This is a genomic window from Streptomyces sp. RLB3-17 (genome assembly GCF_007113425.2).
Lineage (GTDB): Bacteria > Actinomycetota > Actinomycetes > Streptomycetales > Streptomycetaceae > Streptomyces > Streptomyces mirabilis_D.
Window position 1 is genome coordinate 6,173,360 of the sequence record NZ_CP041610.2, and the last position, 15,418, is coordinate 6,188,777.

Below are 15,418 nucleotides of genomic sequence, written 5' to 3' on the forward strand. Positions count from 1 at the left end.
AGTGAGAGGCCGTCGTCCCCAACCGGGGGCGGCGGCCTTCGCGTTCGCCAGGGAATGTGCGACCGACACGTGTCTCATCACCCTGGTTCACGGGGGCGCCGTCTTGGCACGGAGTGACCGTCGGGCAGGGCGAGCTGACCGTTAATTGACCTGGACATGGTCTGTTCCTGGTTCCCGACCGACCGGGACCCGACGACGATCTACGCGTGTAGTGCACTGAGTGCGCGCAGCGCACGTAGCGCAGCCGGCGCATCCGCAGTGCCCGAAGTCCCCGCACGACTCGCGCAGTTGCTCCCGTCAGTCAAGTCCCAGCCAGTCCCAGGAGACACGTATGCCCGTCAATCCCATGAACCGCCGGGAGTTCGTGAAGAAGTCGGCCGTCACCGGGGCGGCCGTCACGGTCGCGGGGGCTGTCGCCGCGACCCCGGCCCAGGCCCAGACCGCGGACCACAAGCCCGAAAAGGCGCCCCGTACCTGGTCGTTCTCCATCCTGGGCACCACCGACCTGCACAGCCACATCTTCGACTGGGACTACTACACGGACGCGACGTACAAGGACAAGGCGGGTAACTCGGTCGGCGTCGCCCGCGTCGCCACCCTCATCAAGCAGCAGCGCGCCGCCAAGGGCGAGAACCACGTCCTGCTCGTCGACGCCGGCGACATCATCCAGGGCACCTCGCTGGCGTACTACTACGCCCGTGTGGACCCCATCGTCGCCGCCAAGGGCAAGCGTGCCCCCGTGCACCCCATGGCCGTCGCCATGAACCACATGCGCTACGACGCCGCCGCCCTCGGCAACCACGAGTTCAACTACGGCATCGAGACCCTGCGCAAGTTCGAGAAGCAGTGTCACTTCCCGCTGCTCGGCGCCAACGCGCTGGACGCCAAGACGCTGCGTCCGGCCTTCCAGCCGTACACCGTGAAGCGCATCTGTGTCCCCGGCGCCCCGGACATCAAGGTCGGCATCCTCGGCCTCACCAACCCGGGCATCGCCCTGTGGGACAAGGACAACGTCTCCGGGAAGATGGCGTTCACCGGACTCGTCGAGCAGGCGAAGAAGTACGTCCCGCGGATGCGCGCCCTCGGGTGCGACGTCGTGTTCCTCACCGACCACTCGGGCCTGGACGGCAGTTCGTCGTACGGCAGTGAGCTGCCGTACGTCGAGAACGCCTCGAACCTCGTCGCCCAGCAGGTCCCCGGCATCGACGCGATCCTCGTCGGTCACACGCACGTCGAGGTCTCGTCGTACACGGTGAAGAACGAGGAGACCGGCAAGGACGTCGTCCTCTCCGAGCCGTACTGCTGGGGCATGCGCCTGACCGTCTTCGACTTCGAGCTCGAACTCCACCACGGCCAGTGGAAGGTGACGAGCACCAAGGCGCAGACCCTCAACAGCAACACCGTCGAGGAGGACCCGGAGATCACCAGGCTCCTCAAGGCCGACCACGACCTGGTCGTGAAGTACGTCAACACTCCGGTCGGCACCTGCACCGTGGACCTCTCCGCGGCCGAGGCCTGCTGGAAGGACGTCCCGGTGATGGACTTCATCCACCAGGTCCAGATGGCGACGGTGGCCTCCGGCCTGTCCACCGCCGACGCCGCCCTCCCCCTGATCTCCGTCGCCGCGCCCTTCAGCCGCACCGCCGACATCCCGGCGGGCAACGTCACCATCCGCGACGTGGCCGGGCTCTACATCTACGACAACACCCTGTACGGCAAGAAGCTCACGGGCGCCCAGCTCAAGGACTACCTGGAGTACGCGGCGAAGTACTACCACCAGTTCGCGTCCGGCACGAAGGTGGACACGGCCACCCTCACCAACGCCAACAACTTCTGGGACTACATGTACGACACCGCCGCAGGTGTCGAGTACGACATCGACATCGCGCAGGCCGAGGGCTCCCGCATCAAGAACCTCACCTACAAGGGTGTGGCGGTCGCCGACGACCAGGTCTTCGTCGTCGCCGTCAACAACTACCGCGCCAACGGCGGCAGCGGCTACCCGCACATCGCGGCCGCCGACATCGCGTACAGCTCCACCAACGAGATCCGCCAGCTGATGATCGACTACGTCACGGCCAAGGGCACCCTCGACCCGGCCGACTTCGCGGTCACCAACTGGAAGCTGACGCAGGACGGGACGCCGGTGTTCCCAGCCAGCTGACAGCCAGTCAAAGGACTCCGGTCCAAGGCGAGCCTGGTCCCACAAGTTCTCCGACGACAACGGCAGAACCTGGGGGGCGGTCCGCGACCGACACAGCAAGGCGGCCCAGGTCCCACCGACTCCGGTGGGACCTGGGCCTTTCCCGCGGGCAGCGTGCGCCTCAGCTGAAGATGATCATCGACCCTTGGGCGAGGCTGCGGGTCGCCGCCGCGTGCAGGCCGAGCCACACATGCCGCTCGCGCGCGAACGGACTCGCGTCGTACGGGGCGGGCGCGGCCGGTTCCTCCAGCTCCGTGGGAGCCATGGGCGGCTGCGGGGCGGCCGGCGGGTTCGCCGGGTCGATACCGATCGACGGGGCCACGAATTCCAGCTCACGCAGCAGCGTCTGGGAGGAGCCCAGGGGGCCGCCCCCGGCGAGGAGTTCGTCATTGGCGAGCGGGTGCGGAAAGTCGACCGGGACGTACGCGCCCGCGTGGTCGTAGTGCCACACGAGGTGCGACTGCTGGGCGTTCGTCTCGAACATCTCCAGCAACTGCTCGTAGTCGCCGCCCAGTTCGTCCACCGGGGTCACCGCGAGGCCGCACATCTGGAGCAGATACGCCCGGCGCAGGAAGTGCAGCGCGTCGTAGTCGAAACCGGCGACCGGGGCCACGTCGCCGGAAAGCCCCGGCATGTACGCGTACACCGGGACCGGCGGAAGTCCGGCCTCGCCCAGCGCTTTGTCGTAGAGCGCGAGCTCCTCGGCGAAGGGATTGTCGGGGGTGTGGCACAACACGTCGACGAGCGGGACCAGCCACAGGTCACAGGCCAACAGACGGCTCCTCTAGCTCCTTGGGAAGCACGGTGGTCAGGGAAGCGTAATGGGTGGGACCCGTCCTCAGTCCCCCTCGTGCGGATCCCGTACCCACACCCCGAGCGCCCACCTGTCGCACCGGCGCACACACCTCCCGCCACGACCTCACGTCGCGCTCATCCGGCGGCCAGGCGCTCGATGAGGGCGAGGGAGTGCTCGTTGTACGCGGCGACGATCGCGTGCGCCGCGCCCGGGTCGCGGCGGGCCAGCGCGTCCACGAGCTCCGTGTGGCCCGCCCACAGGTGGCCCTTCAGATCCTCCACCCGGCGCAGGTGCTGCACCGTGCACACCCAGGACTGGACGCGCAGGCGGTGCAGGAAGTCGGCGAGGTAGGCGTTGCCGAACAGGGCGCTCAGCTCGCGCCAGAAGCGCAGGTCGTAGCCGATGAGGATGTTCAGGTCGCCGGCCGTCGCGGCGCGCTGGGCCTCCTCACCGCGGCGGCGGACCCCGGCGAGGGCGGCGAGGGTGCGCGGATCGTCGGCCTGCGCCATGCCTCCGGCGAGGAGACTCCGGAACATCCCGTCGGTGACGAGACTCCGGGCCTCGATCATGCCGCGGTAGTCGTCCGGCGAGTACTCGTGCACGCGGAAGCCGCGGTGCTGGTCCGCCTCCAGGAGGCCCTGGGCCGACAGATCGACGAGGGCCTCGCGGACGGGGGTGGCGGAGACGCCGTACTGCTCGGCGATCTCCTTCACCGTGAACGCCTGCCCGGGCCGGAGCCGGCCTGCCAGCACCTCGTCGCGGAGCGCGTCCGCGATCTGCTGCCGCAGGGTGCTGCGGGTTACGGCGCCGTTGCCGCCGGTGCCGGGCATGGCCTCTCGCTCCCTCATTGCGTACGGGTGCACGTGCGTGCGCTTCTCTACAAGCACGACACCTTACGCGGACACGAGCCCCTCAGGGCCAGGAGAACGCGGGCCCCAGCCCCGCCCCCAGGGGCGCGGGGAACTGCGCGCCCAGCCCCCACCGGGCGTCAGCTGACGAACTTGGCTCGGCCGGGGGATGCGGGGCGCAGTCCCGCCCCGAGGGGCGCGGGGAACTGCGCGCCAAGCCCCCACCCACCCGCAGCCGACCCAGCCACCCCGGGGTCGAAGGGGCAGAGCCCCTGGGGGATGGGACGGGTAGGGGCGGCGGGGGCGAGATCCCCCCGCGCGCCGTCCCCCGCACGTCACACGGTGTATTCGTCCGCCACCGACAACGCCTCGTCCAACACCGCGAGCCCCTCCTTCGCCTCCCCCTCGGAGACATTGCACGGCGGCACCACATGAGTCCGGTTCATGTTGATGAACGGCCACAGCCCCCGCGCCTTCGCCGCCGCCCCGAACGCGACCATCGGCCCATTGGCCTCACCGGCGGCGTTGTACGGCACCAACGGCTCCCGGGTCTCCCGGTCCTTGACCAGCTCCAGCGCCCAGAACACCCCCGTACCGCGCACCTCACCCACACTGGGATGCCGCGCCGCCAGCTCCCGCAGCCCGGGCCCGAGCACCGTCTCCCCGATCCGCGCGGCCTGCTCGACGATGCCCTCCTCCTCCATCACGTTGATGGTGGCGACGGCGGCGGCACAGGCCAGCGGATGCCCGGAGTACGTGAGCCCCCCGGGGTAGGGCCGCCGGGCGAAGGTCTCCGCGATCGCCGAGGAGATCGCGACACCGCCGAGCGGAACGTAGCCCGAGTTCACGCCCTTCGCGAAGGTCATGAGGTCCGGCGTCACGTCGTAGTGGTCCGCCGCGAACCACTTCCCCGTGCGCCCGAACCCCGCCATGACCTCGTCCAGGATGAAGACGATCCCGTACTGGTCGCAGAGCGCCCGCACCCCGGCGAGATAGCCGGGAGGCGGCGTCATGATCCCCGCGGTCCCCGGAATCGTCTCGAGGATGACGGCCGCGACGGTCCCCGGCCCCTCGAAGGCGATCGTGTCCTCCAGGTGCTGAAGCGCCCGCTCGCACTCCTGCTGCTCACTGTCGGAGTGGAAGGGGGAGCGGTAGAGGAACGGCGCCCAGAAGTGGACGACGCCCGCCGCGCCGCTGTCGTTCGGCCAGCGCCGCGGGTCACCGGTGAGGTTGATCGCGGTGGAGGTGGCCCCGTGGTACGAGCGGTACGCGGAGAGCACCTTCGGACGGCCGGTGTGCAGCCAGGCCATGCGCGTGGCGTTCTCGACGGCCTCGGCGCCACCGTTGGTGAAGAAGATCTTGTCCAGGTCGCCCGGGGTCCGCTCGGCGATCAGCCGGGCCGCCTCCGAACGGGCCTCCACGGCGAAGGCGGGCGCGAACGTCGACAGGGTCGCGGCCTGTTCCTGGATCGCGGCGACGACCTTGGGGTGCTGGTAGCCGATGTTGGTGAAGACGAGCCCGCTGGTGAAGTCCAGATACCGCTTGCCTTCGTAGTCCCAGAAGTACGACCCCTCCGCGCCGGCGACGGCGAGCGGGTCGATGAGCTCCTGAGCGGACCAGGAGTGGAACACGTGCGCGCGGTCCGCGGCCTTCACGGCGGCGCCGACCTGGGGGTTGGGCTGAGGGGTCATGCGCCGAAGCGTAAATGTCCCCGGAGGGGGCGCGACATCGGCGTCCTGTCTGTGACCGGGGGCTTTCCACGACAGTCTGTCGGGCTTGGCCGCCGACAACCACTCATTGACAGCATACTGTCTAAATGACAGCATGCTGACATAGCGCATCACCGCCACCACCGCACAGGCGCCCTCATGACCCACGCGAGGAGAGAGCGATGAAAGCAACGAGCGCGATGAACGCGATGAACGACCACGGCGGTCCCGTCCACCTCGCCGTCTACGACACCTACGCCGACTGGGAGACCGGCCACACCACCGCGTATCTCGCCCGCGCCGGCCGCGAGATCCGGACCGTCGGCCCCACCCGGGAGCCGGTGACGACGATCGGCGGTCTCCGGATCCAGCCCGACCTCGCGCTCGACGAACTCCGCCCCGAGGACAGTTCCCTGCTGATCCTCACCGGCGCCGACCTCTGGGACACCTCCGACGACCTCGCCCCCTTCGCCCGCAAGGCCCGTGCCTTCCTCGACGCGGGCGTGCCGGTCGCCGCGATCTGCGGGGCGACGGCCGGGCTCGCCCGCGAGGGGCTCCTCGACGACCGGGACCACACCAGTGCCGTGTCCTTCTACCTCGCCGCCACCGGCTACCGGGGCGGCGGGCGGTACGCCGACACCGACGCCGTCACCGACGGCAACCTCGTCACCGCCGGACCGACCGAGCCCGTCGCCTTCGCCCGGGAGGTCCTCCGCCTCCTCGGGGTGTACGAGGGGGAGGTCCTGGACGCCTGGTACCGCCTGTTCCACGACTCCGACGCGTCCGCGTACGCCGTACTGGAGAAAGCCTCAGGGGCCGCCGAGGAGGCCGCCCGATGAGCCGGGAACGGCAGAACCTCCTCAGCCGCGCCGCCCTCGGCGTCTTCCGGCTCAACGGCCAGTTCCTCTCCGTGGCGGACGAACTGGCCCGCCCCGCGGGGCTGACCGCCGCCTGGTGGCAGGTGCTGGGCGCGGTGCTCCCCGAGCCGCTCCCCGTCGCCGGGATCGCCCGCGTCATGGGCATCACCCGGCAGAGCGTCCAGCGCGTCGCCGATCTGCTGGTCGGCGAGGGCCTCGCCGAGTACCTGCCCAACCCCGCCCACCGCCGCGCCAAACTGCTCTCCCCGACCGCCGCCGGCCGTACCGCTGTCGCCGCGATCGGCCCCGGCCACGCGACCCTCGCCGACCGGCTGGCGCGGGCGCTCGGGGAGGACGGCTTCGCCGAGACCGTACGGATCCTGGAGCGACTGTCGGCGGTTCTCGACGAGATCGACGGGGCCGCGACGGACGTCACGGAAACGCCAGGTGCTGTTACTGAACCGTAGACACCGCCCCACCCACCTCCCGGTGGGGCCGCACTATCCTCGGCCTCGGGCGGTTGCACAGGCGCGGGGGAGGGCGGCACGACGATGGAGAAGCTGGGGGCGGGGGAACCGCAGCAGATCGGGGCGTACCGACTGCTCGCGCGGCTCGGTGCCGGTGGCATGGGACGCGTCTATCTGGCCCGCTCCGACCGGGGCCGTACCGTCGCCGTGAAGCTGGTGCGCGAGGAACTCGCCGCGCAGGAGGAGTTCCGGGCCCGCTTCCGCCAGGAGGTGCTGGCCGCGCGCCGGGTCGGCGGCCTCTGGACCGCCCCCGTCCTCGACGCGGACACCGAGGCCGCCGTCCCGTGGGTCGCGACCGGGTATGTCGCCGGACCCTCCCTCCAGACGGTCGTGGGCCACGACCACGGAGCGCTACCGGAACGTTCCGTCCGCATCCTCGCGGCCGGACTCGCCCACGCCCTCAAGGACATCCACGCCGCCGGACTCATCCACCGCGACCTCAAGCCCTCCAACGTCCTCGTGACCATCGACGGCCCGCGCGTCATCGACTTCGGGATCGCGCGCGCCCTGGAGACCGTCACCGACGGCGGCCTCACCCGCACCGGCGCCCTCGTCGGCTCGCCCGGATTCATGGCGCCCGAGCAGGTCCGCGGCGACCGCGTCACGCCCGCGTGCGACGTCTTCTGCCTGGGCTCGGTCCTCTCGTACGCCGCCACCGGCGCCCTGCCCTTCGGGGCGGCGAACAGCGGGGTGCACGCGATGATGTTCCGCATCGCGCAGGAGGATCCCGACCTGGACGGCGTACCGGAGGGCCTCGCCGACCTCGTACGTCACTGTCTGCGCAAGGACCCCGCCGCCCGCCCCGGCCTCGACGAGATCCTGGAGCGCATCGGCGCGGAGGACACCGTCGTGGAAGGACGCTCCCGCGACCCGTGGCTGCCCAGCGCGCTGGTGGCCCAACTCGGGCGGCACGCCGTGCGGTTGCTGGACACGGAGAACCCGGCCGAGCGCCCCGCACCGGCTCCGGCGCCGCCCACGCGTCAGGCCGCCGCCCCCGCTCAGGAACCGGCCCCGGGATCCGCCCCGGCGGCCCTGGACCTGTCCAAGTCCTCGGCCGCACCCGCCCCTACCCCCGCTCCCGCTCCCGAGGTCGCCCCGGAACACGCCGCCACCCCGCCCCCGCCGGGAGGACCGGCCTCGACGGACCACCTCCCGACGCTGATCGCGGGCGCCGACCAGACGCCCCCGCCGGCCGCACCGCCCGCCGCGCACCCCGCGTACGGCCATCCCCAGCAGCACCCCAGCCCCACGGGCCCGCCCGCGTACGGCCATCCGCAGGGCGGCTGGGGCGCGCCCGGCTCGTACGGCCCCACGCCGCCGTACGGACCGGGCATGCCCACCACGCCGTACGGCCCCGCGGGCGTCCCCGAGCCCGAGCCGCCGCGCAGAAGCGGCCGCTCCACCGCCGCCCTGATCGTCGTGGCGCTGGTCGTCGCGCTCGGCGCGGGCGGTTCCGTCTACGCGCTGATGCAGGGCGGCCCGGCCAAGGGCACCGACGACGCGAAGGCGTCCTCGGCCGCGTCCAAGAGCCCGTCCTCGCCCGACTCGTCCCCGTCCTCCCCCTCCACTCCCTCCTCCTCCCCTTCCGACTCGCCCTCGCCCCAGGCATCCCAGGGCGGCGGCGCGATCCCGGAGGGGTTCCTCGGCACCTGGGACGCCTCCATCGACAACGCGACGGGCCACAACACCCGCCGACTGACCATCCAGCAGGGCGCGGTGGGCGACACGGTCCTCTCGCTCGTCGCGGACGGTCCGTCCGGCAGCAGCACCTACCACTGCGTCTTCCGGGCCGAACTGACCGCCGCCCCCGGCGCCGGCGGCCCCTTGGTGATCGGGCCGTCCGAAGTCACCGGCGGCGCACCGATCTCCTCCTGCTCCCCGGGCGCCGCCTCCGAGATCACCCTGCAGTCCGACGGCCGGCTGCGCCGGGTGAACACGGGCTCGGGTGAGTCGTTGACTTACACGAAGAGTGGATGACGAGGCGTCAGTTCGGTTGAAAGGCCGCCGAACTTCACCCGGCGTACGCCGGGTGTTCCCGCCTCGAGCCGTACGGTGACCGCACCTTGGGCTCGGGGGAGTGGCTCGCGATGGAGTGGCTGAGCACCGTGGCCGGGTTGCCCGGGGCGATCGGCTACAGCGAACTGAACCTCGCCACCGGGTACAAGGGCCTGCACCAGCTCACCCTCGACGGCCACACCGCGTCCGTGGAGGACCTGGAACACGGCACGTCCTCCTACCCGTACCGGGAGATCGAGTACGCCTACACCTACGGCCAGCCGCCCGCCGACTCCCTCGCCTCCAGCTTCCTCACCTACATCAGCCGCGGCAACGGCCAGGACGTCATCCGCACCCACGGCCACCTACCGTGCGGTACCCCGGTGGGCCTGAAAATCTGCGGCACCAACTGACCCTTCGCCCCGCGCCCCCCGCCCGCCCGGTTCGTTCGGCTGCGGCCTGGTGGGGGCTGGTCGCGCAGTTCCCCGCGCCCCTGAAGGGGCGCTGGCGCGCATCTTTCAGCCCGTCCGGCGTTTGAGGACGAGGCCGTTCAGGCCGATCGGGGGTTCGGGGGCGGAGCCCCGGTGGGGTTGAAGGGGCGGAGCCCCTGGGGATGGGTTGGGTAGGGGCGGCGGGGGCGAGGGAACGCTAGCGCGGCTCCGGGGGTCGCTGGCGAGGCATGTTCGGGCGGGTGCCCGGAGGTAACGGCAGCCGCCCAGCCGACGCACCCTCCGCCCGAGGAACCCCGGCCAGCGACGACTGGATCCCCAGCGGCGCGGCCCCGGTCCGGAACTCCACCATCCAGTCCGTCGTCTCCACCCGCACCAACTCCGTCATGTCCTCCGAGAACCGACGCAACACCCCCAGACACCGATCCGCCGCCTCGCTGGCGGTCCCCTCCGTCGGCCCCAAAACCTCCCGCACACTCTCCGACGCCCAGTCGAACTGCAACACCTGCAACCGCCGCTGTACGGCCTGCGCGGTCGCCACGTCCCTTATCCACCCGGAGGTCACCCCGAAGAACCGGTCCCCGGCCACGCACGCGACCCCGAGCAGCAGCGCGAGATACCCCCAGGGGGCGACCCCGCCGACCACTCCGGTGAGATCCAGCAGGGGAAGCGCGGCCCCGGCCACCGCCCCCGCCGCCGCCCCACCCCGCAGCACCCGCGCCCCCCGCCGCTTCCACACCCGGTCCGCGAGATACCAGGACGCCGTGTCGAGCGCCCCCCGCTCCACCCACCGGTACAGCTCATGGAGCCGCTCGGCAGGCTCCCCCCAGTCCCCGAGCGGGAACGCCCGGCCGGTCAGATCACCCGGCCGGGTCCCCGCGGCCCTGTCGTCCCGCCCGTCCTGGGGCGGCCCCTCGGGCTGCATCTCCGGCTGGCTCACCCGGCACTCCCTACTGGCGAAGGACGACGAAGGACGAAGCTGGTGATGTTGGATCGTGCTGGTGACGTTGTGTCTGGTGACGTTGTGTGATGTCAAGTGACGCGTGGTGCCGAAGCGTCGCTCCCTTCCTACCGCCCAATGGGTGGCGATGGCCCGGGTTTCGCCGCTTTTCCGCCCGGAAGAGGGTCTTGATCAGGTATAGGATTCGAGATCGTCTCACTCGAAAGAGTGCTTGGGCGACGGCCCCGCCAACCACGTAGGCTCGTGCTGAACGGGAAAACCCCGTCCAGACAGCCGTACGAACCAGGAGCTGATCGTGATTCCCGGTGGTGGCCAGCCCAATATGCAGCAGCTGCTCCAGCAGGCCCAGAAGATGCAGCAGGACCTCGCCAACGCGCAGGAGGAACTCGCGCGCACCGAGGTCGAAGGCCAGGCGGGTGGCGGTCTGGTGACGGCGACGGTGACGGGCTCGGGCGAGCTGCGTGCGCTGGTCATCGACCCGAAGGCGGTGGACCCCGAGGACACCGAGACCCTCGCCGACCTGGTCGTCGCGGCGGTCCAGGCGGCCAACGAGAACGCCCAGGCGCTCCAGCAGCAGAAGCTCGGCCCGCTCGCCCAGGGCCTCGGCGGCAGTGGCATCCCCGGCCTGCCTTTCTAAGACCGGCGGCGGCCAACTACCGTACGTACTGAAAGATTCCAGGAAGGGCGGCAGTCCGTGTACGAAGGCGTGGTCCAGGACCTCATCGACGAGTTGGGGCGGCTGCCCGGCGTCGGTCCCAAGAGCGCGCAGCGGATCGCCTTCCACATCCTGCAGGCCGAGCCGACGGACGTCCGCCGGCTCGCGCAGTGCCTCATGGAGGTCAAGGCGAAGGTCCGCTTCTGCGCGACCTGCGGCAATGTGGCGCAGGAGGATCTGTGCAACATCTGCCGCGACCCGCGTCGGGATCTGACCGTCATCTGTGTGGTCGAGGAGCCCAAGGACGTCGTCGCGGTCGAGCGGACGCGCGAGTTCCGGGGCAAGTACCACGTGCTGGGCGGCGCGATCAGCCCGATCGAGGGCGTCGGCCCCGACGACCTCCGGATAAGGGAACTCCTCGCCCGTCTCGCCGACGGCACGGTCACGGAGCTCATCCTCGCCACCGACCCGAACCTGGAGGGCGAGGCGACGGCCACGTACCTCGCCCGCATGATCAAGCCCATGGGCCTCAGGGTCACCCGCCTGGCCAGCGGCCTCCCGGTGGGTGGCGACCTGGAATACGCGGACGAGGTCACACTCGGCCGCGCCTTCGAGGGGAGACGACTCCTAGATGTCTGACGCCACGCTGCACGCGACCAGCCAGGACCCGGACGACTTCGTGGTTCAGATCGCGGACCAGGTCGAGAGCTTCATCGTCGCCGTCACCGAAGTGGCGAAGGGCGACGAGCCGGACTCCGCCGTGCCCTTCCTCCTTCTGGAGGTGTCCCAGCTGCTGCTGGCGGGCGGCCGTCTCGGCGCGCACGAGGACATCGTCCCCGACGAGCGCTACGAGCCGGACCTCGGTCCGGAGCCGGACGTCGACGACCTGCGTGAGCGCCTCGCGGTCATGCTGGACCCGATCGACGTCTACTCCGAGGTGTTCGACCCGTACGAACCGCGCAAGGCCCCGGTGGCCTGCCGCATCTCGGACGACCTCGCGGACGTCATCACCGATCTGCGCCACGGCATGGCCCACTACCGCGCGGGCCGCACCACCGAGGCCCTGTGGTGGTGGCAGTTCTCCTACTTCTCCAACTGGGGGTCCACCACCTCGGCGGCCCTGCGCGCCCTCCAGTCCCTGGTGGCCCACGTCCGCCTGAACCAGCCCCTGGACGACCTCAACGGCCTCGACACCGACCAGGACCTCGGCGAGGAGGTCCTCGCGGAGGAGGCGGGCCGGGTCATGGCCGAGGAGATCGGCGGGCCGCTCGGCATCAGGTCGTCCAAGTAGTCCCGGTCCGGGGTCAACCGGCGGGCCAGTGTGCCCGGGTGAAGGCGGCGGCGGAGGTCAGCGCGGCGTCGGCGTCGTCGAGCAGCGCGGCGAACCCCTGGAAGACGTGCGGGACCTGGGGCCAGACCTGCAGCTCGACCGCCACGTCGTGCTCGGCGGCGCGGGCGGCCAGTCGTACGGCGTCGTCCAGCAGGATCTCGTGCGAACCGACCTGGATGAGCAGGGGCGCGAGCCCCGTCAGGTCGGCGAAGACCGGGCTGGCCAGGGGCGTGGCGGGGTCGGTCTCGCCCAGGTAGTCGCGGGCGCGGATCTGCAGCCCCTTGGCGGTCAGCGCGGGATCGACGTCGGCCTTGCCGGTCAGGCTGTCCCCGGACAGGGTCAGATCGGCCCAGGGGGAGAAGACCACGGCCGACGACGGCTGCGGCAGCCCCGCCTCCTTGAGCGCGACGAGCGTCGCCACCACCAGCCCGCCGCCCGCGGACTCACCGACGAACGCGACCTCGGAGCTGGGGGTCCCGTCCGCGAGCAGGGCGCGATAGGCGGCCACGGCGTCGTCGACGGCCGCGGGGAACGGATGCTCCGGTGCCAGCCGGTAGTCCACCGACACGGCACGGACCCCGACCCGCCGGGCCACGTCGGCGGCCAGGCCCACGGAGTCGCCGGCCGAGCCGAGGGCGTAGGCGCCGCCGTGGAAGTAGAGCACCACGGCCGAGGAATCATCACCCGGAGTCTCCACGGTGACGACCGGTATGCCACCGAGCCGGCCCGGCGTGGCCGTGACGTCTTCGGGCGGCGGCACGGACGCGATCATCTCGTGGAAAAGGGCGCGCTGTTCGCCGAGTTCACCTCCGATGTCGAACGGGGCGTGCCGCAGGAGCTCGTCAAGAGTCTGGCGTTGCTGCTGAGTCATGAGGGACCTCTCATCGGTGAGCGGGGCGGGGCGGGCGTCGGTCAGCGGGGCGGTCCCAGGACGATCTGCCCGTACTTGTCGGCGGCCTCGGCCAGCAGCTCCGGCTCGATCCGGAAGCCCTCGGGCCGAGGGGTGGCCAGATCGCGTCCGGCGTGCCGGAACATGCCCTCGATGCCGCCCGGGGTGCAGATCATCAAAAGGTCGGCGGTGTCGGAGGTGATCCGGTAGCCGTGCGGGACGTTCTTGGGCAGATAGACGATGCCGCCCTCGGACAGCTCCATCTCCTGATCGTCGGACCAGACCAGCGCGGTCCCCTTGATCAGCATGAAGACCTCGTCCTCACGGGTGTGCACGTGGTACGGCGGCGCCTCGCCCTTGGTGACGCTGAACCGCCCGACGGTCAGCTGCCCGTCGGTGGCCGCGCTGTCCAGCAACACGGCGAAGACGCCGCCGTCGAGCCATTCGAGCTTCTGCTGCTGATCGGCCTGCGCGAGATAAGCCATGCTCATGACCAGTCTCCCCTTCGCTGTGGCAGATGCTACGAATTCGAAGCACATGGTGACCTTACTTCTGCTTCGAATTCGCAGCAAGTAAACTCTTGGTCATGCCCGACACCCCGCCCCCCGATCCCGAGCGACTGGATCCCGAGCAACTGGCCGCCTACTTCGCCCTGATGGAGGTCGGCAGCCTGCTCCAGCACGCCGTCGACCAGCAGCTGCGCGACGAGGGCGGCCTCAGCTACACCCAGTTCCAGATCCTCGCCGTGCTCGGGCAGGCCCCCGAGGGGCAGCTGCGGATGACCGACATCGCCGACCGCCTGGTCCACAGTCGCAGCGGACTGACCTACCAGGTGGCCCAGTTGGCCAAGGCGGGACTGGTCGCCAGGGCACCCTCGGCGGACGACGAACGCAGCGTCAACGTCACCGCCACCCCACAGGGCAAGGAGCTCCTCGGCCGAGTGATGCCGGGCCACGTGGCGGTCGTACGCAGGCTCCTCGTCACACCCCTGAACCGCTCCGACATCACCACACTCAGCGACGTACTGGGCCGGGTCCGCACCCACATGCGCACGACCCCACCCCGCTCGGCAACGCCCGGTCGCAAGCCCACGACACTCCGCAACGACTGACCCCCGCAGCCACCGCACCCGCAGCCGCAATGCGACGCGAGGGGCCGTGGCGGTGCGTCGCAAGCCCGTCGCTTACGCCCGGATCGAGCAGCGGCTCCCTTGCCCGGCCCACGCCTGATCCAGCGGCGACGGGCTCGACGCACCGCCACGGCCCCGCCCCACCACAGGCACCAGGCGCCCCGCGAACCGCCCCCCCCCGGCGCTCCGCCGCGTCACAGGTCACCCCAGCCCCCACAACCCCTCCCCCAACGTGGTGAGCCCACCGATCAACGCCAGCAACAGCACGAGCACCCGCGCCCGCCGCTCCGGCACCCGTTCGGCAAGCACCCTCCCGATCGAGGCCCCCAGCACCATCCCCGTCACCACGACCCCCCACTGTGCCGACCCAAGATGCGGAACGCCGTTCGAGGCCACCGAGAAGGCGTTCACCACCACCCCGTAGAACAGCGCGTTCGGCACGAACTCCCGTACCGTCCACCCCGCGTTGAGGGCGTACAGGGAGACCGGCGGACCCCCCCCCCCCGCCGCGGAGTTCATGAACCCGCCCGCCGCCCCCGCGGCCACCGCACCCCGCGTGCCACGCAGCGCGGGCAGCCGGGCGCCCCGCATGACCACGACCACGGCCACCGTCACCAGCGCGCCCATGAAGACCAACAGCTCGGCCGGCGGCAGCCGCCGTGCGACCCAGCTGCCCACCGGCACGGTGAGCGCCGCCGCCAGACACAACGGCACCATCGCGCGTGGCCGCACCCGCCGCCACCCACCGGCCAGCCCCACGACACAGATCGCCCCGGCGGCGCAGTTCGCGAGGACGACACCCTCGGCCGGCCCGAGCAGCAGCACCAGCGCCGGCACGGCGACGAGCGCGAAGCCCATCCCGGTCAGCCACTGCACACAGGACCCCACCAGCACGATCCCGCCCAGCATCAACTCACCCGTCACCCATGTCCCTTACCCCACCCGGCTCTCCCACAGGCCCGTCACCACCCCCTCGCGCAGCGTGAGTTGGCCGGGAGTTGGATCAGCCCTGCACGTCCGCTGGACGGCCCCTAACCAGCGCGAAGAGAGCCTGGAGTCGCTCCCGCGGC

Annotated in this window: 15 protein-coding genes and 1 pseudogene; 9 read left to right on the top strand and 7 right to left on the bottom strand. The window is 71.1% G+C overall.

The features are described 5' to 3' along the window. Positions 1-331: 331 nt before the first annotated feature. Positions 332-2,164 (top strand): bifunctional metallophosphatase/5'-nucleotidase, encoded by a 1,833-nt coding sequence (locus FNV62_RS28010; protein ID WP_097285611.1) that lies wholly within the window; start codon positions 332-334, stop codon positions 2,162-2,164. Between the two features lie 160 nt (positions 2,165-2,324). Here the strand turns inward: FNV62_RS28010 and FNV62_RS28015 are convergent, their stop codons facing one another. From FNV62_RS28015 to FNV62_RS28025, 3 genes are all read right to left on the bottom strand, one after another. After that, complete coding sequence (locus FNV62_RS28015) at positions 2,325-2,975, bottom strand: hypothetical protein (RefSeq protein ID WP_054231368.1); 651 nt, start codon at positions 2,973-2,975, stop codon at positions 2,325-2,327. Between the two features lie 158 nt (positions 2,976-3,133). Next, entirely contained in the window at positions 3,134-3,829 is a 696-nt protein-coding gene (locus FNV62_RS28020) for a GntR family transcriptional regulator (protein WP_075033086.1), read from the bottom strand. 353 nt (positions 3,830-4,182) lie between these two features. After that, positions 4,183-5,538 (bottom strand): aspartate aminotransferase family protein, encoded by a 1,356-nt coding sequence (locus FNV62_RS28025; RefSeq protein ID WP_143627482.1) that lies wholly within the window; start codon positions 5,536-5,538, stop codon positions 4,183-4,185. 200 nt (positions 5,539-5,738) lie between these two features. On the opposite strand from FNV62_RS28025, the gene FNV62_RS28030 reads away from it, so the two are divergent. From FNV62_RS28030 to FNV62_RS28045, 4 genes and pseudogenes are all read left to right on the top strand, one after another. Then, positions 5,739-6,395, top strand: coding sequence for a type 1 glutamine amidotransferase family protein (locus FNV62_RS28030; RefSeq protein ID WP_225900401.1), 657 nt, complete (start codon positions 5,739-5,741; stop codon positions 6,393-6,395). Further along, positions 6,392-6,880, top strand: a complete 489-nt coding sequence (locus FNV62_RS28035) for a MarR family winged helix-turn-helix transcriptional regulator (protein WP_054231371.1) — start codon at positions 6,392-6,394, stop codon at positions 6,878-6,880. The genes FNV62_RS28030 and FNV62_RS28035 overlap by 4 nt, the downstream gene beginning before the upstream one ends. Positions 6,881-6,964: 84 nt before the next feature. Further along, positions 6,965-8,917 carry a serine/threonine-protein kinase gene (locus FNV62_RS28040; RefSeq protein ID WP_143602437.1) on the top strand — a complete coding sequence of 651 codons (1,953 nt, stop codon included), beginning with the start codon at positions 6,965-6,967 and terminating at the stop codon, positions 8,915-8,917. A 119-nt stretch (positions 8,918-9,036) separates the two neighbouring features. Then, positions 9,037-9,348, top strand: a pseudogene (locus tag FNV62_RS28045) (phosphate ABC transporter substrate-binding protein); the annotation flags it as partial. 235 nt (positions 9,349-9,583) lie between these two features. Here the strand turns inward: FNV62_RS28045 and FNV62_RS28050 are convergent. Further along, positions 9,584-10,324, bottom strand: coding sequence for an SLATT domain-containing protein (locus FNV62_RS28050; protein ID WP_143602438.1), 741 nt, complete (start codon positions 10,322-10,324; stop codon positions 9,584-9,586). Positions 10,325-10,640: 316 nt separating this feature from the next. Here FNV62_RS28050 and FNV62_RS28055 point away from each other — a divergent pair, with 316 nt between their 5' ends. From FNV62_RS28055 to FNV62_RS28065, 3 genes are read left to right on the top strand one after another with little or no spacing between them, the layout of a single operon-like run. Next, positions 10,641-10,982 carry a YbaB/EbfC family nucleoid-associated protein gene (locus tag FNV62_RS28055; RefSeq protein ID WP_075033091.1) on the top strand — a complete coding sequence of 114 codons (342 nt, stop codon included), beginning with the start codon at positions 10,641-10,643 and terminating at the stop codon, positions 10,980-10,982. Positions 10,983-11,039: 57 nt separating this feature from the next. Then, complete coding sequence (recR, locus tag FNV62_RS28060) at positions 11,040-11,639, top strand: recombination mediator RecR (protein ID WP_054231375.1); 600 nt, start codon at positions 11,040-11,042, stop codon at positions 11,637-11,639. Further along, complete coding sequence (locus tag FNV62_RS28065) at positions 11,632-12,291, top strand: DUF5063 domain-containing protein (protein WP_060899733.1); 660 nt, start codon at positions 11,632-11,634, stop codon at positions 12,289-12,291. Before recR ends, FNV62_RS28065 begins: the two co-directional genes overlap by 8 nt. 13 nt (positions 12,292-12,304) lie before the next feature. On the opposite strand, the gene FNV62_RS28070 is transcribed toward FNV62_RS28065, so the two are convergent. Then, positions 12,305-13,201, bottom strand: coding sequence for an alpha/beta hydrolase (locus tag FNV62_RS28070; RefSeq protein ID WP_060899734.1), 897 nt, complete (start codon positions 13,199-13,201; stop codon positions 12,305-12,307). Between the two features lie 41 nt (positions 13,202-13,242). Beyond that, entirely contained in the window at positions 13,243-13,710 is a 468-nt protein-coding gene (locus tag FNV62_RS28075; RefSeq protein ID WP_060899735.1) for a cupin domain-containing protein, read from the bottom strand. Positions 13,711-13,805: 95 nt separating this feature from the next. Here FNV62_RS28075 and FNV62_RS28080 point away from each other — a divergent pair, with 95 nt between their 5' ends. Next, positions 13,806-14,330, top strand: coding sequence for a MarR family winged helix-turn-helix transcriptional regulator (locus tag FNV62_RS28080; protein ID WP_054231379.1), 525 nt, complete (start codon positions 13,806-13,808; stop codon positions 14,328-14,330). A gap of 219 nt (positions 14,331-14,549) precedes the next feature. Here FNV62_RS28080 and FNV62_RS28085 read toward each other — a convergent pair whose 3' ends face one another. Next, positions 14,550-15,257, bottom strand: coding sequence for a sulfite exporter TauE/SafE family protein (locus tag FNV62_RS28085; RefSeq protein ID WP_144316525.1), 708 nt, complete (start codon positions 15,255-15,257; stop codon positions 14,550-14,552). Between the last annotated feature and the right edge of the window lie 161 nt (positions 15,258-15,418).

Excerpts from the sequence above, each read along its gene's own strand:
- FNV62_RS28010 (WP_097285611.1), top strand. The coding sequence starts at position 332 with ATGCCCGTCAATCCCATGAACCGCCGGGAGTTCGTGAAGAAGTCGGCC.
- FNV62_RS28020 (WP_075033086.1), bottom strand. The coding sequence starts at position 3,829 with ATGCCCGGCACCGGCGGCAACGGCGCCGTAACCCGCAGCACCCTGCGG.
- FNV62_RS28025 (WP_143627482.1), bottom strand. The coding sequence starts at position 5,538 with ATGACCCCTCAGCCCAACCCCCAGGTCGGCGCCGCCGTGAAGGCCGCG.
- FNV62_RS28030 (WP_225900401.1), top strand. The coding sequence starts at position 5,739 with ATGAAAGCAACGAGCGCGATGAACGCGATGAACGACCACGGCGGTCCC.
- FNV62_RS28035 (WP_054231371.1), top strand. The coding sequence starts at position 6,392 with ATGAGCCGGGAACGGCAGAACCTCCTCAGCCGCGCCGCCCTCGGCGTC.
- FNV62_RS28040 (WP_143602437.1), top strand. The coding sequence starts at position 6,965 with ATGGAGAAGCTGGGGGCGGGGGAACCGCAGCAGATCGGGGCGTACCGA.
- FNV62_RS28065 (WP_060899733.1), top strand. The coding sequence starts at position 11,632 with ATGTCTGACGCCACGCTGCACGCGACCAGCCAGGACCCGGACGACTTC.
- FNV62_RS28070 (WP_060899734.1), bottom strand. The coding sequence starts at position 13,201 with ATGACTCAGCAGCAACGCCAGACTCTTGACGAGCTCCTGCGGCACGCC.
- FNV62_RS28075 (WP_060899735.1), bottom strand. The coding sequence starts at position 13,710 with ATGAGCATGGCTTATCTCGCGCAGGCCGATCAGCAGCAGAAGCTCGAA.
- FNV62_RS28080 (WP_054231379.1), top strand. The coding sequence starts at position 13,806 with ATGCCCGACACCCCGCCCCCCGATCCCGAGCGACTGGATCCCGAGCAA.
- FNV62_RS28085 (WP_144316525.1), bottom strand. The coding sequence starts at position 15,257 with ATGCTGGGCGGGATCGTGCTGGTGGGGTCCTGTGTGCAGTGGCTGACC.